A 23,716-nucleotide genomic window follows, 5' to 3' on the forward strand; every position below is an offset into this window, starting at 1 on the left:
GCCCCCATTACGGACTTTCACCGATTAGTACGTGCCCATGCTGGGCACACAATAGTAAAAGGAGTACCTTTTTCAGATACTCCTTTCATCGTTTATATAAAAATTATCAAACTATAATTTATATTCAATTTTATTAATTATATTTCCTCTATTTTCTTTGTAAATCCTTATTCACATAAAAATTAACGTGATTTATTAAACACAATATTTAAAATATCATTAGGGCAATTTAAATAATATGTAGATTTTATATTATCTGAATCATCTCTTCCCCATAACGCTAATGCTGAATCAACTCCAGCATTTGTAGCACACGTCACATCATATATAGAATCACCAATATATATTGTATCTTCTCTTTTAGCATTAGTATATTTTAAATATTCTTCCATTGGTTCAGCATTTGGTTTATGTTTGATAGTATCATCTGCACAAATTACTGCATTAAAATAATCATCTAAACCAAAATTCATAAAATCATCTTCATATTCTTTTCGTGTCTTAGACGTTATAATTCCTAATGTTATAAAATTTGATTTTAGCTCTTGTAGTATTTTTCCTATTCCATCAAAAACACAAATTTCATCTGAATATTCATTAAAAAATTCAGTCCATATGCATTCTACTTTTTCTAAATCCTCTATTCCTAACTTTATTAAAGCATCTTTTCCTGGTATTCCAAGTGCAAATTTAAGTTCATCTAAATCCTTTTTTATTCCTTTTACCTCTAATATCGTTTTCTGCAATGATCTTAAAACCGCCTTTTCAGTATCTATTAAAGTCCCATCAATATCAAATACAACATGTGAATATTTCATTTAATCCCCTCCAACATTTTATCAATTCTCAATTATCAAAGCTAAATTATTAATCCATTAACTCATTAGCCATCTTACTTAAACCATATTCATAATCTTCTATAAACTCATCAGATATTATAATTTTAGGCATTGCATTTTCAGGTATTCTACACTTACAATAAAACTCAATTTCTTCTAATTTATCTATTATATAAGAGTTACTATAAAGAACTATTAAATTAGGATTTATCAGCGCTATATATGATTGAATTATTTTGCCATAATATTCAACAATATTAATGTCAATATCATTAAATTCATACACAGGATATTTTTTACTATCACCATTGATTGGAAGATAGTGTATTTCGCCAGCAAAATTAGCTGTTCCACTCCATATCTTACCGTCAATAACCATATTAGATCCCATTCCATTTTTCCCCATATATATACTTGCTACAGCCTGTATATCTTTATTTTCATGCCTTGCCCAATATCCCCTAGCTGCAACTTTCATATCATTCTCAATATTTATAGGAATTTCATATTTATCTTTTAAATACTTAATTACATCCATATCATATAGTTCTTCATATTCCATGTGAGATGTAATTTTTCCACTATTAACATTACTTGCAATTCCAATCATTATACTTGCTAACTGACTATAATTTATTTTTATTGAACTTATTATATCTTCTATACATTTTAATATTTTATTTTTGCAATTTTCCCTTCCATCCTGTATTTTATTTCCACAGTGATCAGTTATAAACCAATATATTTCAAATCCCTCTAAATATAATGATAGTGAAACTAGATACATTGGATTTAAACTATATTTTTTAGCACATCTTCCTCCTGATGAATCTTTAAGTCCACCGTCTATTACTTCTCCTTTTTCAAGCAAATACTCTATAGTATTACTAACAGTTGGAAAACTCAATCCTGCATATCTAGCAATATCACTTTTAGTCATAGACTTATTACTGTCTAATACATTACGAATATTATTAATGTTAATATTCTTTATAGTCCCTGAATTAGCCACAGTTCACACCCCCCAGACTTATTAAAACTATTTTAATAAGTCTATTGTAACAATTTAACTTTTATACGTCAATTATAAATAAAGAAACTTCATTTATTTATGTTATTTAAAATTTTTATCAAAATAAATATATAAAAATAGCCTTAACCAAATAATATAATTGATTAAGGCTGGTTCTACTATGTCTAAAGATGCTGGAGAAATTTACTCTAAATAACTATAGTTTTTCATCAAATTTTTTATAATTTAAATGGCTTATCCTAACATATTACTTGAATTTACTATATAACTTTTGTTCTCATTACGTATCTCCATATACCTTACTCTTTAGATAAATAATGATATTCTCCAAAATTATTAGGTACATCTACTCCTAACTCAATATTAAACATCTTTTCCATTATCATTTTGCCTACTATATTTCTATAATGAGATGTTTCATACCAATAAAAATTATTAGTAGTTATATCATTATATCCAGAAAAATCCCAATAACTAGTTATTTTTTGTAACTGTTCTTTAAATTCTTCAGTTACTTCTTTATTTGATTCATATGTTATTTTATTTATTGGATTAAAGAAAACATATAAATTTATATTATTATCTTTACATAATGAAATAATTTCATTCATTTCATCAATGGATTCACTAATTCTATTGACTCCAAAAAAATTAGCAGGATTGTTAAATTTCGGATCATTAACATGGTTTTCTATATCACTAAGTATTTCATCGTCATTCCCATATGTGACACCTGTTTCTAAAATATCATCATTCTTATTAAAACAATAATTCCCATTAATTAATGTTCTGATAGTATTCAAATTATAAGTATCTATTGGATTTCTTAATAGATACTTATTAAACTTTTCTTTATAATCAAGATTTTGATATGGTACTCTTAATAAATCGTTGTTATTATTTTTTGGATCAAAAGTAAAAGAAAAATCATCTATTCCTAAAATAATATTTTTTATTTTAACATCATTATTTATAAAAGTTTTAATTGTACCTAACCACTCATGTTGTGTTCCTACAGAATATGTCATGTTATAATATTTACCGTCATGCAGTAAATTTGTTTCAATATGTCCTACTCTAGATGACCCAAATATAAATGAATCATATTTTTCAGGATTATTTAATACAAATTGTGTTTTTGCATAATTTTTATTTGGTTCTAAAACTTGATATTTAAATGAAGTTTTCCAAATTCCATATGGATCTAGTTTGTAATTAAAAAAACATATGCTTACTATCAAAATAGTAATAAAAAATATATTTAAATAAAAGAACTTTTTTTTCTTGTTCATAATAAATCAAAATCTCCTTAAAAATTAAAATATAGTGAAGTTATAGTTTGGCTCGAACATATTACAAAAGTTGCGCAAACTATAATTACTACAATTTGAAACATAGTTGCTATATTTAATTTCATATTTTTCACTTTATTCAATGAATTATTACATAAAAACGTGATAATAATAGCTATTATAAGTATACATAACAACCCTTCAATACTCATACTATCAGCAGAATTTATTTGCTTTATATAATCACTACTCATTAGTTTTGTTATACTTCTAAGGTCAAACATACTTCTCAATACACTTAATGCATTAGATATACTCTTTGCCCTAAAGATCACCCAGAATATATTCACACAATTAAAAGTTATAAAGATACCTAAATATTTATTTAATTTTTTTCCACTACTTGTCCATATTCTATGTATTATACTAGATATACCATGAAGCATCCCCCATATAATAAATGTCCATCCTGCTCCATGCCATATTCCACTCACCAAAAATATAATAAATATATTTAAATATGTTCTATATTTCCCTTTTCTATTTCCACCTAAAGGAATATATAAATATTTAGTTAAAAACTTTCCAAGTGTACTATGCCAATTTCTCCAAAACATTTGAATATCAGTAGACTTATATGGAGAATTAAAATTCATTGGTACTTTTATATTAAACATTAATGCAATTCCTATTGCCATATCACAATATCCACTAAAATCAAAATATAATTGAAACGTATATGCTAGTGATGTTAACCAAGCATCACAAAAACTTAAATTGCTTATTGCAAATCCAGCATCTGCGAATCTTCCTATCATATCTGCTATAAATATTTTTTTTCCAAGTCCAATTGCAAACATATATAGTCCTTTATTCATATTATCATAATCAATTCTTTTTTTTATGCTATCATCTAATTGAAAAATAAATTCATTAACTGTCATAATTGGACCCTCTGAAAGTTTAGGAAAAAATACTACTGCTAAACAATAATCTATAAAATTATAATGTATCATTTCATTTCTATAATTATCAATAACAAATGCTAATTGTTGAAATGTAAAAAATGAAATACCTACTGGTAATATTACATTTATTAAGTTAAAATCATTCTTAAAAATATAATTAACATTTTCTATAAAAAAATTATAATATTTAAAATATCCTAATAATCCTATATTAAATACTAAACCTATAATTAATAACATTTTCTTTGCACTTTTTAATTTATTGAACTTAATTATCAACTTTCCTATAGTAAAATTTATAATTATTGAAAATAATATAATTACAATATATTTTTTATTTGTATATTCATAAAAAAATAATGAAATACAAATTAAAAACATTTTCTTAAATAGTCTTTTATCACTTTTATCAATCTTATCAACAAAAAAATAAATTAAAATTGAAATTGGTAAAAATACTAAAATGAATTGTCGTGAATTAAAAATCATATTTATTGTCTCCCTATATCCCTTATATAATCTAATACCTGAAGGCAATGGAAACTCCCCTGCCTTAATATCTACTATTCTATTTTTGTTTTAAAATTTAATATACTCTCCTGCAAATTGTATTGCTGCATCCCCTTTCTTTTTTGAAGCTCTTATAATATAAGAGTATTAATTTAACCTAAAGGTTTTGTTGTCTTAATTTTTGCCTATTTTCCAAATATAAACTATTATAACATTATTTTATGCTTTTTATAAACATTTCACATTATAATAATAGAAAGATATGATTAAGAAATAATATAGTAAAAAATAAGCTGTCCAAAATAGAAATTACATTTCTACTTTGCAACAGCCCCTTCTGATTTTATTCATTTTTAGTAAATTTTGCATTTATTTATGATACTGTTCACCGTACCAGTAGCAAGTGAGAACTTTTATTTAGTTCCATTTAAAAAATTAAACATTTTGACTAAGACTCAATTTACGTTTAACTTTAATTTCTTTATCTTTCATAAATCTGTATATACGTGCTACAAAGTATAATCCAAATATAAAAGTATAAATTAATACATCAAAGAACTTTCCACCTTGCATTTTAGGTATAAATAAACACATAACATGAACATATATTAACCCATAAAAAACATATGCTAATCTTTGAATTGCTTTCCACTTTTTAAATGGAATTCTTTTTCTAACACTAGGAAATGAAGTTATCATTAATGGAAGCATTATAGCAATTAGAACTACTGATAATATTGCCGCTATTAATTTAAGCCAAGTAAATGAAGTAGGGTTTGTAAATAATATCACAAAAATTGTCATCCCATATAAAACATTATGACCTAATGTTAAAATACATGCAATTATTGACAGCTCACCGCGTATGCTTAATAATTTTTTAGTTATAGACATTTTCTTATTTAAAGCACCAGTATACATTACAATAGTAAACAAAGCAGTTGAAACTGCACTTCTTGAGAAAATTGTTACAACATATTTATTTATACCTTTAGGTACCTTATTATTTAAATCTAATTGAAAATATAAAATAAATCCTATTGCAATTAGCCCTGCTATTATATAAAAAATATTAGCATGTCTTTTTATTTGTTTATGAAATAAAACAATAAAAATAGATACAAGTAAAATAGAAATTAATATTAACACTAACGTTATCCCCCTTAATTGGTTATATTTAATAGTTTAATCAATTGTATCACTATTGATAGTGATTTTCAATATCGCATTTTTGTTTTTCCTAATTACTTTTATAAAGTTCATCATTCTTCATTAAGAAATTACTTTTATCTATAATTATTATTAATACTATATCAGCCTTATTAATTTAAATTGTCAAAGCTGAAAACCCTCCACCTCTTTTTTGTTTCGCTGTCAAAGGTTTTAATTGTAATAGTTTTATGTACCTTATACTCATCAGCGGTAAATTCTTTTTCAAAATATGTTTTTAAATTTTAATTATATTTACTCTATTTTCTTTGTAAATCCTTATTCACATAAAAATTAACGTGATTTATTAAACACAATATTTAAAATATCATTAGGGCAATTTAAATAAATTTTTTATACTACAAATTAATATTGATAATAATACAGAAGGCAGCATTAAAAGAAAGAAACTATTCCAATAAGTATACTTTTATAGTACATAACATTTCATAAAGAACCCTTTTTAACTCCTTATAAAATACTTAAAATTTCACAAAATGCTATTAATGTAAAGTAAGACAAAATGATTATATTGCATTTCTTGTTATCCATGTTTTAAAATCTATAATAGTGCGAAAATATTTCAATAATTTTCCACTATTATAGATTTTAAATGTTTTTATGTAAATAAAAAGCAGGTTAGAATTTCTTTAAATTATCCTTAACCTGCTTATATACATAATTACTTACCCCTTTTAAAGAAGCTGATTTAAACGTATTGTTAATCTATTTATTTTTCATTAATTGCTTTATTATACTCAAAATCTGCATATGCTTTTACTGAAAATCTACTTACTTTACCTGTAAATGTATTAATACCTACATCTACTTTTTTAGTAGAATCATTTTCATCTTGATAGAAAAGATGCTTTCCTTTTACAAGTATACATTTAGGCTTTTCTATATCACCTAACTTATTTTGCTTAATAAAATTCTCTGCTGTATTTTTTAATTGTTCTTCACTAATTGTTAATGGAACATCTGGTTCCTTAGGCATATCTTCACTAACCATTACAAAATCTACTTCCTTTGTATTTTCATTGAAGTCAAACATATAGCATCTATTTTCATCAACCCATCCAGCTTGGACCATTCCATGTTTTAATTTTGCCACTCTATCTTTAAGTCCATCATCATTTTTTTCAATATAATCTATTTCTTTATCATACTCTTCCTTGGAAATCTCCTTGTTATCATATAAATCCTTCATTGCTTTTAGTTCTTTGGGCTTTAGTTCATCCAAAGTCTTTTCATTTAATATACATGCGCTAAACTTAAAGTTTTCGTTTTCTTCAACTGATATGTTAAAATAATTTTTTAAAATGTCTAAAGACTTCTCCTTATAAGCTTCCTCCTCAGCACCACTTACTGTGCCTGTGCCATCATCTTGAGAAGCTGCTAACGTATCATCTTTAGCATAAACAACATTTTGCTTTACACTCTCTGCAAAAGCTGTTTTTATATTAATTTCATTAAATAAAGCAGTAGTAGATGCTACTACCCCCACTGCTACTAAGACTGCTGTTAATTTTTTAGAAAACATAATAATTCCTCCCTATATTCTTATTTTTTCATTCTACTCTAATTGTGTATAAATACTTACCACTCTTTAATTATAAAATTTAAATGTCTCAGAAGTTTATTGCAAATGTAAAATAGTTGTAAACTTTTATTTATTTTTCTAAGGAGCAATCTCAATCTAAAAACTTATAACAAGAACCTGTTCTAAACAATAGACACCTCATTATAATATAAATATTTTAGAATATAAATTAAATTGATTTATCTATATTTATAGAAGGTTGATTAAAAATTATGGTTACTTCTGTACCCTTACCTAATTCACTATTTATTTTTATATCTGCATTATGAATTTCCGCTATTTTTTTGCAGATAGAAAGTCCAATACCTGCTCCGTTATTTTTTCTGCTCCTTGCTTTATCAACTACATAGAATGGCTGCCATATTTTATCCAAATGTTCTTTAGTCATTCCTGTACCTAAATCCAAGACAGATATAGAAGTTTTATCATGTAAAACAGATACCTTTAAATATATTTTAGAATCCTTCCCGGATGCTTTTATAGCATTTTCCACTAAATTGCATAATGCCATCTTAATTAGATCTTTGTCAACATCTAATATACAGTCTTCCCCTTCAATAATTAAATCTATATTTTTATCTTTAAGCTTAACAAGTAGAGATTTTTCTGCTTCATATATTATGGGCATAATTTTTTCAGGTGTTAATTTAATTTCCTGAGTCTTAGCATAGATTAAATCCATCATTTTAAAAGCCATTTGCTCAAGTCTTTTCCCCTCTTTATAAATATAGTCTGCAGATTCGAAAAATAATTCTTCATTATATTTTGATGTTCTTATTAAATTAGCATATCCAATTATAGAAGTTAAAGGTGTCTTAAGTTCATGAGTCAGGTTATTTATGAAAGTTTCCTTTTTAATATTCGATATTTCCAACTCATTTATTTTATCTTCTATTGTCTGAGCCATTATATTAAAATGATTTGAAAGAACGTTAAATTCATCCTTTGATTTTATTCTTACCCTTTCAGAATACTGACCCAAAGATATTTTTTGAGTAGACTCTATTAACGTATTTATTGGTTTTGTTATTAATCTGCTTACAAAAAACATAAAAACAGCAAAAAGAGAGCAGATTAAAATATCCAATTTCATAAAAAGAGCATATTGATTCATTTTTTCAATGTATATGTTTGAAATATCTTTAGCATAATGTATTTTTATTGGAACATTATACACATTAACTAAGCTGCTTACATATAAATACTGCTTTCCATCCAATGTTCGAATAATGTAGTTGGTTTTTCCTACAGAAAGATTTTCTAATTCCTGTTTTTCATCTGAAACAGGAAATTTCACATCTGAATATAGTATTTTATTTTGCTGATCTAAAATTTCTATATCCCCATGTTGTCCAGCTTCACGATCAATTAAACTGTTGTATTCACTCATTAAAGCGCTGATTGACATATTAATGTCAGGAGAAGTATCTAAATAATAGATTTTTTGCAAAGCTAGAGAATTAATTCTGAATTCTGAAGAAACAAATTTTTGTTCTGCAAGACATTTCTCAACTTCTTTTTCTAATACATCATTATGAAGTTTTTGTATCAATATAAATCCGGCTATGTTTAAAGTAAATATTAGTAACAATAAAGAAAAGAAATATATTTTCTGCCATAACTTCATATCTATTACTCCTCTAATCTGTATCCAATTTTATATACAGTTTTTATGCTATCTGTAATATTCAGCTTCTTTCGTAGCTTTTGAATATGGGTATCTATCGTCCTTGTTTCCCCCATGTATTCATACCCCCATATCTTTTCTAGTAAATATTCCCTTGATAGAGCCATATTTTTATTTTTCACAAGCAAAACCATGAGTTCAAATTCCTTTAAGGTAAGATCAATTGTCTTATCATCTTTTTTGATAATCCTTTCTTCTTCATATATTTTCAAATTCTCAAATTCTATACAATTACTATTTTTAGAATAACGCCTTAAAACTATTTCAATCCTTGCCAGTAGCTCAACTGTTTCAAATGGTTTGACAATATAGTCCTCTGCACCAGATTTAAGGCCAGTTACCTTATCTGCAAGTCCATTTTTAGCGGTCAGAAATATTACTGGTATATTTAAATCTTTTATTCTGTTCATCAATTCAAAACCATCCATACCCGGCAACATAATATCCATGAGTATCAAATCAAAAGATTCTTCTTTCAATAAATGAAAAGCTTCCAATCCATCAAATACCTGTCTGCTTTCATAACCAGCCATGCTCAAGTTTATTTTTATTAAATTAGAAATAGCTTCATCGTCTTCTACAATTAAAACATTTATTTTCAACTATATTCCCCCTAGTGCAATAATCTAATATTTTTCAGTGAATGTTTAATTTATACCTTCATTATATAATAAATCTTTTAAAAACATTGCAAAATAGTTGTAAAATAGTTTCAAAATGGTTTAAAAACAAATTAATCTATTTACTGATTATATTTTACTGTTATCTAATTTTTTAGCCATTTAATCTTTCTTATGAAACATAAAAGGAATACTTTAAGCTCTTATTGCTCTAAGTATTCCTTTTAATTTCTCTTCATTAATTAAATAAATAATCAGCCACTTTATTAACAAATCCATTTTTATTCCAATAAATCACATCATTAACCAAGAAAGGATTATCTGTAATTATGCTATCTACATTTAAATCAATCATCTTCTTCATTAGATTTTTATCATTTATAGTCCATACAAAAATTTGTTTACCACTATTATGTATTTTATCTATTATATTTTTATTTACAAATGTAGATTCAATGGCATATATATTAACATAGTCCCAATCATAAAAATTACCATAGGCTATTGCACTTATATAACAAGTTTTCAGGTTTGGGTCTATTTTTTTTATCTTTTGTAATACGTCTTTACTCATAGAGGCTATAACACATTGATTTTCAAAGTTATTTTTCTTAATTAAATCTATAACTTTTTGTTCCATATTATTTGCATGTTCGTTAGCCTTAATCTCTATTAGTAATTTAATTTTACCTTTAGAATTTTTTATTACTTCATCAAGAGTTGGTATTTTTTCTCCTTTAAAATCTACACTAAAATAACTACCTGTATCATAAGTTTTAACCTCATCATAATCTACTTCCCATACATTTTTATCTATTCCAGTAGTTCTTTTAAAATTTGAATCATGTATAATTATTAACTCTCCATCTTTTGTTTCTTGAACATCTATCTCGACGTATTCTGCTTGACTTATAATAGCTTCTTTAAGTGCTGCTATTGTATTTTCTGGAGCAGTTATAGACGAAGCTCTATGTGCTGTTGCAGTAGTATTGTAAAGAAATTCTGTATTAAACGGAGAAACATTATTTAAAGAAAATGTAAATGATTCTATGCAAATTCCTAAAAATATTATTGATAATCTAAAAATATTTTTTATAATAGAATCTTTTGGTTTTTTATGTCTAAGCTCTTTTAAATTACATCCATAAACCTGATTATATTCATAATAAATAGCTGACAGAAATCCAATACTCACTATAAATTGAATTACTGATGATATAAATATAGCATAGTCCTTAAATATGATAGTTCTACTTATAAATATGTTCTTTGCATGATCAACATTACCTATATAGTGTTTTGTTAATAATCCAATCAAAATAATTATCACATACGAAATGATATATCCAATAATTGCAGTCAACATGAATAGACCTGTTGAATAAATAAAAATTTTAAATATCTTCCCTTTTGTAAGCGAAATACTCTTTTGTCTTGCTTCCTTAAAACTATCTGTATTTAAGGTAATTTCATGTATACTAAAAATCCACCTTATTGCTAAAATATATATACCTAACATTAAAATAATATATAATATGTTCAACATATTATTAGAATATATATAATCAATTATATATTCTGGTAACTTTATTCTTCCTATAAATCCTGAGGTTAGTACTAAATTTGTTAATGGAACTATAAATATCACAAATGCTATAAGCAATATATTTTTAGTATATATTATTCTAATTGATCTTTTTAATGATTCTTTTATAAGTTCTATTAATCCTATCTTAGAAAATTTTATAGATTTATCAAAACAAATAATTATAGAAGTAAGTTCAAAAAATATATAAAAAGCTAATGCTAAGATTATTAATAGAATTAAAATTATTGATATAGGATTGGTTAATATCTTTGTTATATTGTCAGTACTTAAATAAATTATATTTGCACTTTTCATTAAACTACTTAACATATAATTTATGAATGGCATTATTGCTATTAAAATTAATCCTTTATGAAGTAATTCAAATAAAATTAATGTCATCCAATTGTACCTTATTAGAATATAAAAATTATTTAAAATTCTTTTATTCACAAAAACCCTCCAAGTATTTATAAAATAAGTATATATTTTAATTTTTCTTTAAACCTTATTTTTCTTTATCAATATCACCATTAGAATATAATGCTTTTTTTGCTCCATTACTAGCAATTACTTCTTTATACCAGTTGAAACTTTTTTTCTTATAACGCCCTAGTGATCCTGTTCCATCATCATGACGATCTACATAAATAAATCCATAACGTTTCTTTAATTCAGCAGTAGTAAAGCTTACTAAATCAATACATCCCCAAGAAGTATATCCCATTAATTCTACTCCATCTTCAATTGCTTCTGCTACTTGAACTAAGTGATCTCTTAAATATGAAATTCTATAATCATCTAATACAGTTTTTGTGCCGTCCTCTAATTCAACTAATTCATCAACAGCCCCTAATCCATTTTCAACAATAAATAATGGTTTTTCATAGCGGTCATATAAAATATTTAGATAATATCTAAGTCCTTTAGGATCAATTTGCCATCCCCATTCACTTGCTTCTAAATAAGGATTAGGTACTCCACCAATAATATTTCCTTCACCTGAATTAATAGATTTATCACTAGATTCGCAAATACTCATATAGTAACTAAATGATATAAAATCTACTGTATGTTTCAATAATTCCTTATCTTCTTCTGTAATATTTAATTTAACATCCTTTTCTTTGAAAAATCTTTTTGCATATGCTGGATAGTGGCCTCTAACCTGAATATCTGAAAAAAAGAAATTTTCTCTTTCTTTATTAAGCGTTACCCATACATCATCAGGTGATGGTGTCATTGGATAAACAGGCATCCCTAAAATCATACATCCAATTTTAGCATCAGGAATAATTTCATGACACATTTTTACTGCCATTGCACTAGCCACTAATTCATGATGAATGGCTTGATAAATGTCCTGTTTGCTCAGTTCTTCTAAAGGTGTATAAATTCCTCCACTTAAAAAAGGAGCATGAGTAATTGAATTAATCTCATTAAATGTTAACCAATATTTCACTTTATCCTTGTAACGTTTAAAAACAGTAGAAACATAATTTTTGAAAAAACCAATCATCTCACGACTTTTCCATCCATCATAATTTTTAGATAAATGTAAAGGCGTTTCATAATGAGATAAAGTTACAAGTGGTTGAATTCCATACTTTAAACATTCATCAAAAACATCATCATAAAACTGTAGCCCTTTTTCGTTTGGCTCTTTTTCATCTCCTAATGGAAAAATTCTAGACCAAGCAATAGATAAACGAAAAACTTTAAATCCCATTTCAGAAAATAGCTTAATATCTTCCTTATAGCGATGGTAAAAATCTATCCCTACAAGTTTCATATTATCCTCTGTTGGTTCTGGTGTTGGTTTACCTTTGATTCCTTTTGGTGCTACATCTTCTACACTTAAACCTTTTCCATCTATGTTATAAGCTCCTTCACATTGATTAGCAGCAATTGATCCACCCCATAAAAAATTTTTAGGGAAAATTGTATCCATAGCTTTATCCTCCTCATATTTTAATAATTTTTTATTATTATAATCCAACCTTCTCATTTTTCAATATTTATATTTCACTATACAAGTTTAATATACTTATATAAACATTTCTTACATAAAAGAAGAAGGAGTACATTTCATATTATACTCCTTCTTCTTTGCTTAAATACTTAATCAAACCATCATTTATACTAATATCTTACCAAATTCTCTAGTATGCTATTTATAGACTCCTACTTCATTTCCATAATATAACTATAGTTTAAGTTAGTAACATCAACATTTTATACTAAAAACTTTGTTACTTATGGTACAACTGCCCTTAAATAATTTCTAAGAATAATTCTCTTAGCCTTATTGTAACGTTTTCGTAATATTAAAAAATTATAATTACTGAAGTAATCACTAAATCATCAATATTTGCTCACTTAAACTCCCTAACCTTTTTTAGTTTTAATTCCAAATTTGATTTGCCCATTCTGGATGGTCAATAAAAGGATTTCTATTGTGCTGATATTTTTTGTATATTATATCATTTCTCCTTTTTTCAAGTTCATCAACAGGGTCTTGGTTATTCCATTGAAGTAATGTGCTTAATTTCCCCATGTATGGATTAACCCCATTATTAACTTTATCATTCAATTCTAAATCTACTTCTCCTTTATCACCTTCATATCTTACATCCATGTAAAATAACATTCTAGCGATATCACCTTTTACACTATCTCTTGGTTCCCATGAATCATTATCATATTTACATAAAGTAGCCTCACTGTGTGGAACCCCACCATTATCAAAATCTAGATTTCCTCTTGCACTATTTACAGATACATCAGCAGCTCTTAAATGATGTAAATCTGTTCCTGGTCCTGTTTTAGTTCCAAAATTTCCATGTGACTTTGCCCAAACATGCTCTCTATTCCAATTATTCACTCCTGCTCCTTTTGTGTCTTTTCCTTGAGAACGACCTGTATATAATAATATTACGTTGTTTGTATTATTAGGATCTTCATCGGTATCCATCAATGCTTCCCAAACAGCAGCGTATGATAATTTTTTATTATCATCAATTATTTCATGAAGTGATGATTTTAAAGCTTTTCCACTCTTTCCAATAGCATCTACATAATAGGTATCATCATATGAAGTTGTTGTGTCAGTAATTGTAGTATCATTAGTACTTACTTCATCACTTCCACTAATCTCTTCATCAATACTCGTATCTGAAGTACTTTCGTCTGAAGTACTTTCATTTAAATTATCTTCATTTAAACCGTCCTCATCAGAAGAATTTATCTTTGTTATGCTAGTAATATCTTTTAATCCATCATGTGAAAAATATGAAGTTAAATAACCTGTAACATTAACTGGACTCCCTTGTAAATCTGGGTTTGTTTTTAGTCCAAAAGAGCTTCTATATTTTGCAGAAATTTTAACATAAATCATATTTGATGTACTTGTTTCTGTTTCACTGTCTGCAATCGCAATAGCAGTATCACCAGTGTATCCACTTGTTAAAACTCTATTAGTAGCTATTGGCTGTCCAATTACATAGCCCTGAATAGTTTTTAATGTATTATTTTGATTTTCTATAGCTTGTGTTACTGAATATGGCTGTGTGTTTGTCCCGCTTCCCGTTATAGCATATGTTGTGTTAGGTGTAGAAAAAGAGAAAACTAAGACTAAACTAAGTATAAATGATACTGTAAACCTTTTAATTTTAAACTTTGCATTATTCAAAATTACCCCTCCTAAAATATTTATTAATAATCCATTTTAATACATAGCTTCCCCCTCTTTATAGCAATGCATTTAAATTTACATGAATTATTATGTTTTAATATATTCTAAATATTTAGGATATATTAATGATAATATAAAAATTTATTTCATAATTATACAAGGGTAAATATTATTAGAAATTAATATAAAAATTAGCTAGTAAAATCTACTTTTACTAGCATATTATGTAAATATATTTTCAAATTCAAGAGTCACTTACAACACTCCTATTACATAAAAAATCATTTTTTTTATAATTTTACCATTGCAATATTTAGTATAACGTATTCTAATAAACTATTACATTTTTTCATTATTATACCAACTTCCTTTTACTATAAAAATTAAAATATAAATACCTTAAAGTAATTTTTTAAATTTTAAAATACAGAGATCAACTTCATTAATACTATAATAATCATTCAAAGTGATAAACTTCCTGTTATAAACGAACAAAATAAAGATAAAATATATTTGTTAGGCAAATTAATCATGTCTAAATTTTTAGTAATTAAAGATTGTGAAAAATGAAAGGAGAACATAATTATGGTTAGAAATGCTAACGATGTACCAGGTTTAAAGATACTAAATTCACCACCTTCAGAACAAAACTCCTCTAATAATGTTTTTGATAGCAATACTCAGAAAGCTAAGCAAGGTGTAACTTTAGGAAAAGGAAAAAAAGTAGTACATTGATTTTAATGAAATTCTAGTGATTCTAAAATAGTCCGTGTAAACTTCATGAAGATTATATAAAAAATTGTCAAATGAAGTTTACATGGGTTATATATTTATCTGAAAATTAATTAATAAAATAACGTATACCACATATATCTGTACAAAACAAAAGTTATGAATATATAAAATTATATCCTAAAGTCCATGCTATTGTATTTATTTTAAATTATTCTAAAGCCCTCGACTTTCTCACGAATATTGATAAATTTCTTGTAAACTAATATTATAAAAATATTTTGTAGACCACTTGTTTGGAGTTATATCCTCTAATTTCTTAATTTTATTTTTGCTGTCAATGAATATTCCTAGATCTTTTGTACATCTAATACAATATTTCCACTTAAGGATTTCATCTATAAACTTAAATAAATCAATGCCTTTAAATCCTCTATCAGCAAGTATAGTAACATCAAATTCATATGAGTTAGTATATCTTGTGTAAGAAGTTAAGTCCTTTTTTAACATGGCAGAAGTCTTTATTTCCAGTCTATTTATATCTAAACAGCCTAGGCCAAAGTGGAATAGCTCTTCTTCCTACCTTTAACGAAAACTGAAGTATCACAAATCTATCATCTATTGTTGTATGATCAAATATTATATAAATTGATTTTGATTTAAATTTATATTTTTTTAATAATTTATACGCAAAAAACTCATAGAGTTTTTCAGGATTAATGGCTTTATTACTTAAAAATCTTTGCAATCTTTTTATTTTACTTTCTTCTGTTCCCAAAGAATAACAATCTTTTAATTCTTGAGATATTTTAGATAAAACTACTGATTGTGAAGTTATTATTCCAACAACTATTGCAATTAAATTATTTAAGCGAGGAGCAGATAAAATTATCATTTTTTCTAGTATTTTTTTCAATTCTGTAGTAATATATTTTTGATCGTTGATCATAGAAACCACCTTTCTTTTGTGAATTGGATGTGCAAATCAATTTTACACTAGAAAAAGGTGGTTTTTTATATTTTTCAGAATAATTTTTCTGCATAATTCATATTCCCAATTATATGGTTATATAAAATACTATAAATACTATTTAGTTATCCACACTATATTCCTTTTTATAAAATAAGAACATTAATATTATGAGTAGTTAGGTTGAAAAACCTCATGGTAAATAAATCCATAATTTATAAAAAAATTCATATGTATAAAAACTACTATTAGACAAATAATAGTTTTGTGACTATTCAATGAGAGGAGAATAGTATGAATTTAATAACGAAAGGAAGTAAGATTATTATGGGAATTTTAAGTGGAAATCCTCAAGATGAGCCTTTACATTATGGAGAAGTATTTGGACTATGGAGCTCTTTATCAGTTGCAAAAGGTGCATTAGACGGTTATCAAGTTTATATTAATCATACTGGTGACCAAGAGTTAAAAGCATTTTTAAAACAAGTAATTGAATCATCAATCAAACCATCAATAAAAGAAATAGAAGAAGTATTACTACATAACGATATTGCGGTTCCACCCACACCAGCAGAACGACCTGAAGCAGACCTTGAACAAATTCCAGTTGGAGCGAGATTGCAAGATGCACAAATAGCTTATATAGTAGCTGCTGATATAGCAGCAGGTGTTGTAGCAAGTAGTCAAGGAATGAGTCAATCAATTCGTGAAGATGTTGGACTATTATTTGGCCAAATGGGTGCAAAAAGAGCAAAAGATGGTGCAGCATTATTACAAATCATGAAAGATAAAGGTTGGCTAGTTCCACCGCCACTTCATCATGAAACAAAACAACAATAATTAATAACAAGTTCGTAAAAGGGTAGAAAAACAGATACAAATATCTGCTTTCTACTTTTTTTATATTATTTAACTAACGTAAGGCGTTAGTTGTAGAAGAAAAGAAGGCGAATCCTAAAAATAATGGATTCGCCTAGAAATTAACCTTATCTTCTTTTTTGTACATTTAAATGGTGGAGTCGAATCTCATTGAACCACTAGATTACAAAAACCTCATTTATTTATGATACGGTTCACCGTATCAGTTACAAGTGAGTTTTTTCTAAGTAAATATTAATTTTCATAAATATATAATAATTTTTTAATACGTTTAATAAGCTCTACGCGTACATTCTCTGGAGCTAAACATTCACATTTATCTCCAAATCCCATTAATATATTATATCCTAAATCATCACCTACAAAAGGAAACTCAACTATAAATTTATCCTCTCCATAAGCCTTTACATTCTCTTCTCCACATCTTTCAACCATTTGTTCTCTCAAAGACCAATCAACTAGAAGCTTAATTGTAATAAGCCTTTTATCTATCCACCCACTTCCATCTAATGGTTTTGATTTAAACTCCCTTGGTACAAATATTGATTCTAATATTTCAAGGTTTGAAATTCGAGATAATTTAAATACTCTAAAATCTTCTCTTAAAGTACAATATCCTTGTAAATACCAGTTATTTTCTTTCAATATTAATTTATATGGTTCTATACAACGTTTATCTTTTTTTCTATTACCACCATAATATTCAAATGATAAATACTTACTATCATTTAAAGCACTTTTTACTTTCTCAAGATTTGGTTGAAAACTCTTATTCCCCATCCACGTAGTAAGGTCAATAGTTATTTGATTTGACTTTAATTCAATATCTCTAAATTGGTCTTTCGGAAATAAACTCTTTACCTTTTCTAAAGTACCTATAACTTCTTTATTGGATAATGTTGTTGCAACACTAGAAAGCCCCATTAAAAGCGTTGATATATCTGAAGCAGTAAAAAACTTTTTATCAATTTTATATTCAGGCATTATACTAACACCGCCATTTACCCCAGTATGAGTAATTATTGGTATCCCTGCTAAAGATATTGTATCTATATCCCTATAAATGGTTCTAGGTGTAACTTCAAACATCTCAGCTAATTTTATTGCACTTATTCTTTCATTATTTAGTAACACCATAATAATGGATATCAATCTATCTATTTTCAATAATATCTCTCCTTGAAATCATGTATACATTTATTTTATAACCTTGACATAATGGTGTCAGATTTACTGTGATATATTTAATCTGTTAGAAATAATATACATAATATATAGGAGGATTACAAATGAATTTTTCACAAGAATTTAATAGGATTATGCTATCTCAAAAGGAGTTAGCTTTAGCAACAAGTGTAGATAATATTCCAAATGTTCGAATTGTTAATTTTTACTACAATATTTCAAAGAAAGGAGTAGTATACTTTTCAACATTCTCAGATAATCCAAAAATTGAAGAGTTTGCTAAAAACAACATAGCGGCATTCACCACTATCCCATCTAATGGAAATGAACACGTTAGAGTTAATAAGGCACTAATTCAAAAAAGCAATTTAACAATATTTGATTTAAAAAATGATTTTATCAAGAAAATTCCTGATTATGAAATCACAATAAATGAGGTTGGAAATCAATTATCTCTTTATGAAATTCACTTTAACCAAGCTACTGTTACATTAGATTACACTCAAAGTGATATCATAACTTTATAGTATAATAATGAATAATCCAAAGATAGTTAAGATATCTTTGGATTATTTAATATTACTTATAAAAACCCTATTTTTCAACCTTACTTCTGATACGGTATTTTCTTTGCTTAAAACACTCTAACCTTAGTAATATCAACACTTAACTAAGAAACCGCATTTACTTATGATACGGTTCTCTGTATCTACTTTAAGTGAGGTTTTCCATTTAATCCCCTACCCTATAGTTACTATCTTCTCAGTTAGATAAAAGTTTATACATAGTTATATTAATCTAATTTTTCTACTTTAATAGATAATTCTATTAAATACTCATCCTGTGATTTTGATACAAGATATCCTATTAATTCACTTTCATATGCATCTCCTGTAACTTTATATCCATTCTTCTCTATAATTCTTACTTTTTGGGGATTTCTAGGAACTTGTTGTTGAGCATTGTCTGGATCTACCTTCCAAAATTTTATTATGAAAAATTATAAAGTCGTTAATACTGTAATTGCACTATTACTTGTCTATTGCTCAATCTCATTAATTATTTAATAATAACTTTTTTGAAGTTGAAAATATATAATTAGTTCTTGTTTTTGTACAATTGAAAAACTCAGGACAATTAATCTGAGTTTAACTTATTTCTAAAAATAAAATATACTCCACTACCTATTATGCATGTGATAGTATAGGAAACATTAATTTTTCTGTTCTAAATGGAATTTCTTTTTTTCCTCTTACAAAAAAAGTAGTGTCTTCTTCATTTACCAAACCCTCTTCATAGTAAGATGTATTACTCGGAGTAAAGCCTAAAACTACCTTCTTCGTTTCATCTATCATTAATGCATTAATAGCTTTATCTAAATCTACTTCTTTCATTGCAAATACATCTTGTATGTATAACACCGCTTCATCATATTCACATATAGCAATAACATTATAATCCTCAATGTAATATATATTATCTTTCATAAAATCCATACAATAAAACATTATTAGTGAAATATTATTTTCAACATGAAGCTGGGATATAGATACTCTATTATTTACAATTTTAATAAAAATTTCTTTATCACTAGCCTCTTCAATATTTAACTGTCTTACTTTTTCTAAAGACTGATCTTTAACTTTATTTATTGAATATTGATACTCATTATGCTTATCAAATCCGAACTTAAGATAAAAGTTAATAACACTATCATTTGCATACAGATATATACAGTCACACTTATTTTCCCATTCTTCTATAACTTTCTCCATAAGTGCTTTACTTAATCCATTACCTCTATAATCCTCATCTGTCATAACGGTTCCTATTTGTATATATCTTTTTCTATCACCTTGAATTAAAACATCCATAATATTTACTGAAACATTAGCTACTACTTTTTTATCATCCAATAATGAATATGGTATGTATTTACTATTCCAATATCCTTCTTTATACCACTTTTCAAAATTAAACCCATAAGTTTTTTCTGTTAATAAGTTAAAACTATTTCTTAATATGCTATCATCTTTATAATTGCTCTTATACACATATTTTTTTCCATTAACATCTAAATAATTATCCATCCCTTTTTATTCCTCCAAGTTATATATTATTTTAATAATTTTATTTTATTGATTTTATTATATCAACCTCAAAAACTTTTCATAAACAAATTTGAGCAATAACATATAAAATGTTATTGCTCATAAATTTATAATTTTCTTTTTTCTTGTAAAATAATTCTATCAATACTTTTCACAGATAAAAAGTACTTATCTGCAAGCTCTTCCTTAGTTGTTCCATTATTAAAATCATCATAAATAGATATATTTCTATATTCCAAACATTTCCTAACACCAGTATTTTCTCCCCATTTTTTTCTTTTTGCTTCTTTTTTAGGGATATAAATATACTTACCATCTATATATTGTTGAACTATTTCCATTACTTCTTTTGGAAATATATCCTCTGCATTAATAATCATTTAAATATTTTATAATTATTATATAATATAATTTCAATAAAAACCTCACTTATTTATGATATGGTTCACCTTAACTACTTCAAGTGAGGTTTCTCCATTTTATTCCTCTGTATATATTCTACATAATTATGGTATAATTCTAAAGTAATATTTTGTAGTTCCGTAGTAGGTTGCTACGAATGTACGAAAAAAGTGCTTCATCCCCTCAAGATTAGCACTTCTTTCATAGAAAATTTACTTAATTAAATTCATCCAATAGCCCCTAAACAAAATAACCACTATAATTAATATTTTTTATTACCTACACACTTATCACCAACAAAAATAATTATCTTATATCTTTTTATTTATTATCTCATCATTTATTTTATCTATGAAATTATCTAATTCTAAAATCCCTTCATCACCATTTTCTCTGCTTCTTAAAGAAATATTTTTATCATTCTCTTCCTTTTCACCGATAACAATAATATAAGGAACTCTTTCATTTCTAGCTTCTCTTATTTTATAACCTATTTTTTCACCACGTAAATCTATTTCAACTCGTATTCTATTAGCTAATAACTTTTCCTTAACTTCATTTGAATAATCTATAAACTTATCAGAAATAGGTAATATCTTTACTTGAATTGGAGCAAGCCATGTTGGGAACTTACCTGCAAAGTGTTCTATTAATATACCAATAAATCTTTCAATACTTCCAAAAATAACTCTATGAATAACTATTGGTCTATGCTTTTCACCATCACTACCAATATAGTCTAATTTAAATCTTTGAGGTAATTGGAAATCTAATTGAATAGTTCCGCATTGCCATGTTCTACCTAGACTATCTTCAAGGTGGAAATCTATCTTCGGACCATAAAATGCTCCATCTCCTTCATTTATTTTATAAGGTAAATTCATCTCATTAAGAGCATCTTTTAATGAATCCTCTGCCATATTCCAATCTTCATCGCTTCCCATAGAATCTTCTGGTCTTGTGGATAGTTCAACTCCATATTTAAAACCAAACTTTAAATATACTTCATCAATTAATGATACAACACCTTTAATTTCTGATTTTATTTGTTCTGGTAACATAAATATATGAGCATCATCTTGAGTAAAGGCTCTTACTCTCATAAGTCCATGTAAAACACCTGATAACTCATGTCTATGAACTCTTCCTAGTTCTCCAACTCTCATTGGAAAATCTCTATAAGAATGTGATTCAGATTTATAAACAAGCATTCCTCCTGGACAATTCATAGGCTTCAATGCAAATTCTTCATCATCAATCATTGAAGTATACATGTTTTCTTTATAATGATACCAATGTCCTGAAGTTTCCCATAACTTTTTATTTAACATTATTGGAGTTTCAATTTCTAAATACCCAGCCTTTTCATGTATCTCCCTCCAATAATTAATTAAATTATTTTTAAAAACTACACCCTTAGGTAAAAAGAATGGGAATCCTGGTCCTTCATCAGCAAAAGTAAATAGTTTTAACTCTTTTCCAAGCTTTCTATGATCCCTCTTCTTTGCTTCTTCTATATTATTTAAATAAGTCTTTAAAAGCTCTTTACTAGAAAATGCTACTCCATAAACTCTTTGTAGCATTTTATTTTTTTCATTAGCCTTCCAATAAGCACCTGCTACGTTTGTTAATTTAAAATCCTTAATTGATTTAGTGGAATATAAATGTGGTCCTCTACAAAGATCAATAAATTCACCTTGTTTATATAGAGATATTACTTCCCCTTCTGGAAGTTCTTTTATTATCTGAACCTTATAAGGTTCATCTCTTTCTTCCATTAACTTTATAGCATCTCCTCTACTTAATTCCATTCTTTCAATACTTAGGTTTTCTTTTATTATATTGTTCATTTCCTCTTCTATTTTAACTAAATCTTCATTATTTAATGGATTTTCTAAATCAAAGTCATAGTAAAATCCATTTTCTATTGATGGTCCAATAGTTACTTTTGCATCTTTATAAATTCTCTTTACTGCTTGTGCCATCACATGTGAGGTAGTATGTCTCATAACCTCAATTCCTGCTTCATCATTATAAGTTAGTATATTTACCTCATCGTCATCTTCAAGTTTATAACTTAAATCAACTAAGGTGCCATTTACTTCACCTACAACTGCAGCTTTTGCTAACTTTTTGCTAATTAAGTTAGCTAATTCTAAAACATTTGATTCTACTTTGATTTCTCTTATTGATCCATCTTTTAATTTAACGTTAATCATTACATTCTACCTCCTTTTGTAGATTTAATTTTTAATATAAAAAAACATCCATCCCGCAAATTTTGGGACGAATGTTATATCCGTGGTTCCACCCAAATTGAATTTTAAAATTCAATTCATCTCTAAAAAGTATTATCAATCTCCACCGATGGTATTTCTCAAGTCTTTGATACTA

The 23,716-nt window shown here is 26.5% G+C and carries 20 protein-coding genes and 1 other annotated feature (1 of these 21 cut by a window edge); of the genes, 3 read left to right on the forward strand and 17 right to left on the reverse strand.

Annotated features, from left to right (window positions below):
- Window positions 1-182: 182 nt before the first annotated feature.
- From RYM86_RS07985 to RYM86_RS08035, 11 genes are all read right to left on the reverse strand, one after another.
- Entirely contained in the window at window positions 183-818 is a 636-nt protein-coding gene (locus RYM86_RS07985; RefSeq protein WP_315079372.1) for an HAD family hydrolase, read from the reverse strand.
- A 49-nt stretch (window positions 819-867) separates the two neighbouring features.
- Entirely contained in the window at window positions 868-1,851 is a 984-nt protein-coding gene (locus tag RYM86_RS07990; protein WP_315079374.1) for an ROK family protein, read from the reverse strand.
- A gap of 320 nt (window positions 1,852-2,171) precedes the next feature.
- Window positions 2,172-3,164 carry a hypothetical protein gene (locus tag RYM86_RS07995; RefSeq protein WP_315079375.1) on the reverse strand — a complete coding sequence of 331 codons (993 nt, stop codon included), beginning with the start codon at window positions 3,162-3,164 and terminating at the stop codon, window positions 2,172-2,174.
- A gap of 17 nt (window positions 3,165-3,181) precedes the next feature.
- Window positions 3,182-4,621, reverse strand: a complete 1,440-nt coding sequence (locus tag RYM86_RS08000) for an MBOAT family O-acyltransferase (RefSeq protein WP_315079378.1) — start codon at window positions 4,619-4,621, stop codon at window positions 3,182-3,184.
- 456 nt (window positions 4,622-5,077) lie between these two features.
- Complete coding sequence (locus tag RYM86_RS08005; RefSeq protein ID WP_315079380.1) at window positions 5,078-5,791, reverse strand: ferric reductase-like transmembrane domain-containing protein; 714 nt, start codon at window positions 5,789-5,791, stop codon at window positions 5,078-5,080.
- 790 nt (window positions 5,792-6,581) lie between these two features.
- A complete protein-coding gene (locus RYM86_RS08010) occupies window positions 6,582-7,394 on the reverse strand; it encodes a hypothetical protein (protein ID WP_315079382.1) in 813 nt (270 codons plus the stop codon).
- A 229-nt stretch (window positions 7,395-7,623) separates the two neighbouring features.
- Window positions 7,624-9,081, reverse strand: coding sequence for a HAMP domain-containing sensor histidine kinase (locus RYM86_RS08015; protein WP_315079385.1), 1,458 nt, complete (start codon window positions 9,079-9,081; stop codon window positions 7,624-7,626).
- 5 nt (window positions 9,082-9,086) lie between these two features.
- The gene (locus tag RYM86_RS08020) at window positions 9,087-9,743 is read right to left on the reverse strand and encodes a response regulator transcription factor (protein WP_315079386.1); all 657 of its coding nucleotides are present in this window, start codon (window positions 9,741-9,743) and stop codon (window positions 9,087-9,089) included.
- Between the two features lie 256 nt (window positions 9,744-9,999).
- The gene (locus tag RYM86_RS08025; protein WP_315079390.1) at window positions 10,000-11,802 is read right to left on the reverse strand and encodes a glycerophosphodiester phosphodiesterase; all 1,803 of its coding nucleotides are present in this window, start codon (window positions 11,800-11,802) and stop codon (window positions 10,000-10,002) included.
- 55 nt (window positions 11,803-11,857) lie between these two features.
- Window positions 11,858-13,300, reverse strand: a complete 1,443-nt coding sequence (locus RYM86_RS08030) for a glycoside hydrolase family 1 protein (protein WP_315079392.1) — start codon at window positions 13,298-13,300, stop codon at window positions 11,858-11,860.
- Window positions 13,301-13,753: 453 nt separating this feature from the next.
- Window positions 13,754-15,040, reverse strand: a complete 1,287-nt coding sequence (locus RYM86_RS08035; RefSeq protein WP_315079393.1) for an endonuclease — start codon at window positions 15,038-15,040, stop codon at window positions 13,754-13,756.
- Between the two features lie 588 nt (window positions 15,041-15,628).
- On the opposite strand from RYM86_RS08035, the gene RYM86_RS08040 reads away from it, so the two are divergent.
- Window positions 15,629-15,778 carry a hypothetical protein gene (locus RYM86_RS08040; RefSeq protein WP_315079396.1) on the forward strand — a complete coding sequence of 50 codons (150 nt, stop codon included), beginning with the start codon at window positions 15,629-15,631 and terminating at the stop codon, window positions 15,776-15,778.
- Between the two features lie 231 nt (window positions 15,779-16,009).
- On the opposite strand, the gene RYM86_RS08045 is transcribed toward RYM86_RS08040, so the two are convergent.
- Both RYM86_RS08045 and RYM86_RS08050 read right to left on the reverse strand, forming a co-directional pair.
- On the reverse strand, window positions 16,010-16,285 hold the full coding sequence (locus RYM86_RS08045; RefSeq protein ID WP_315079397.1) for a hypothetical protein: 276 nt from the start codon (window positions 16,283-16,285) through the stop codon (window positions 16,010-16,012).
- 22 nt (window positions 16,286-16,307) lie between these two features.
- Window positions 16,308-16,724 (reverse strand): hypothetical protein, encoded by a 417-nt coding sequence (locus tag RYM86_RS08050; RefSeq protein WP_315079399.1) that lies wholly within the window; start codon window positions 16,722-16,724, stop codon window positions 16,308-16,310.
- Window positions 16,725-17,039: 315 nt separating this feature from the next.
- Here RYM86_RS08050 and RYM86_RS08055 point away from each other — a divergent pair, with 315 nt between their 5' ends.
- Window positions 17,040-17,585: a DUF3231 family protein gene (locus RYM86_RS08055; RefSeq protein ID WP_315079403.1), complete on the forward strand. Its 546-nt coding sequence runs from the start codon at window positions 17,040-17,042 to the stop codon at window positions 17,583-17,585.
- 273 nt (window positions 17,586-17,858) lie between these two features.
- Here RYM86_RS08055 and RYM86_RS08060 read toward each other — a convergent pair whose 3' ends face one another.
- Window positions 17,859-18,791, reverse strand: a complete 933-nt coding sequence (locus tag RYM86_RS08060) for a YafY family protein (protein WP_315079405.1) — start codon at window positions 18,789-18,791, stop codon at window positions 17,859-17,861.
- A 122-nt stretch (window positions 18,792-18,913) separates the two neighbouring features.
- Between RYM86_RS08060 and RYM86_RS08065 the strand changes: the two genes are divergently transcribed.
- A complete protein-coding gene (locus RYM86_RS08065) occupies window positions 18,914-19,336 on the forward strand; it encodes a pyridoxamine 5'-phosphate oxidase family protein (protein WP_315079407.1) in 423 nt (140 codons plus the stop codon).
- Window positions 19,337-19,996: 660 nt separating this feature from the next.
- Here the strand turns inward: RYM86_RS08065 and RYM86_RS08070 are convergent.
- The 3 genes from RYM86_RS08070 to thrS form a co-directional block, all read right to left on the reverse strand.
- Window positions 19,997-20,899, reverse strand: a complete 903-nt coding sequence (locus tag RYM86_RS08070) for a GNAT family N-acetyltransferase (protein ID WP_315079409.1) — start codon at window positions 20,897-20,899, stop codon at window positions 19,997-19,999.
- Window positions 20,900-21,027: 128 nt separating this feature from the next.
- Window positions 21,028-21,300 carry a CD3324 family protein gene (locus RYM86_RS08075; protein WP_315079411.1) on the reverse strand — a complete coding sequence of 91 codons (273 nt, stop codon included), beginning with the start codon at window positions 21,298-21,300 and terminating at the stop codon, window positions 21,028-21,030.
- A gap of 333 nt (window positions 21,301-21,633) precedes the next feature.
- Window positions 21,634-23,541 (reverse strand): threonine--tRNA ligase, encoded by a 1,908-nt coding sequence (gene thrS, locus RYM86_RS08080; protein ID WP_315079413.1) that lies wholly within the window; start codon window positions 23,539-23,541, stop codon window positions 21,634-21,636.
- A 60-nt stretch (window positions 23,542-23,601) separates the two neighbouring features.
- Window positions 23,602-23,716, reverse strand: a binding site (T-box leader); it runs 114 nt beyond the window's last position.

It is taken from the genome of uncultured Clostridium sp. (genome assembly GCF_963527835.1).
Classification (GTDB): Bacteria; Bacillota; Clostridia; order Clostridiales; family Clostridiaceae; genus Clostridium.

Bases quoted from the DNA above. Each gene is read 5' to 3' on its own strand.
- RYM86_RS07985 (WP_315079372.1), bottom strand. From the start codon at position 818: ATGAAATATTCACATGTTGTATTTGATATTGATGGGACTTTAATAGAT.
- RYM86_RS07995 (WP_315079375.1), bottom strand. From the start codon at position 3,164: ATGAACAAGAAAAAAAAGTTCTTTTATTTAAATATATTTTTTATTACT.
- RYM86_RS08000 (WP_315079378.1), bottom strand. From the start codon at position 4,621: ATGATTTTTAATTCACGACAATTCATTTTAGTATTTTTACCAATTTCA.
- RYM86_RS08010 (WP_315079382.1), bottom strand. From the start codon at position 7,394: ATGTTTTCTAAAAAATTAACAGCAGTCTTAGTAGCAGTGGGGGTAGTA.
- RYM86_RS08015 (WP_315079385.1), bottom strand. From the start codon at position 9,081: ATGAAGTTATGGCAGAAAATATATTTCTTTTCTTTATTGTTACTAATA.
- RYM86_RS08030 (WP_315079392.1), bottom strand. From the start codon at position 13,300: ATGGATACAATTTTCCCTAAAAATTTTTTATGGGGTGGATCAATTGCT.
- RYM86_RS08040 (WP_315079396.1), top strand. From the start codon at position 15,629: ATGGTTAGAAATGCTAACGATGTACCAGGTTTAAAGATACTAAATTCA.
- RYM86_RS08045 (WP_315079397.1), bottom strand. From the start codon at position 16,285: ATGTTAAAAAAGGACTTAACTTCTTACACAAGATATACTAACTCATAT.
- RYM86_RS08050 (WP_315079399.1), bottom strand. From the start codon at position 16,724: ATGATCAACGATCAAAAATATATTACTACAGAATTGAAAAAAATACTA.
- RYM86_RS08055 (WP_315079403.1), top strand. From the start codon at position 17,040: ATGAATTTAATAACGAAAGGAAGTAAGATTATTATGGGAATTTTAAGT.
- RYM86_RS08065 (WP_315079407.1), top strand. From the start codon at position 18,914: ATGAATTTTTCACAAGAATTTAATAGGATTATGCTATCTCAAAAGGAG.
- RYM86_RS08070 (WP_315079409.1), bottom strand. From the start codon at position 20,899: ATGGATAATTATTTAGATGTTAATGGAAAAAAATATGTGTATAAGAGC.
- RYM86_RS08075 (WP_315079411.1), bottom strand. From the start codon at position 21,300: ATGATTATTAATGCAGAGGATATATTTCCAAAAGAAGTAATGGAAATA.
- thrS (WP_315079413.1), bottom strand. From the start codon at position 23,541: ATGATTAACGTTAAATTAAAAGATGGATCAATAAGAGAAATCAAAGTA.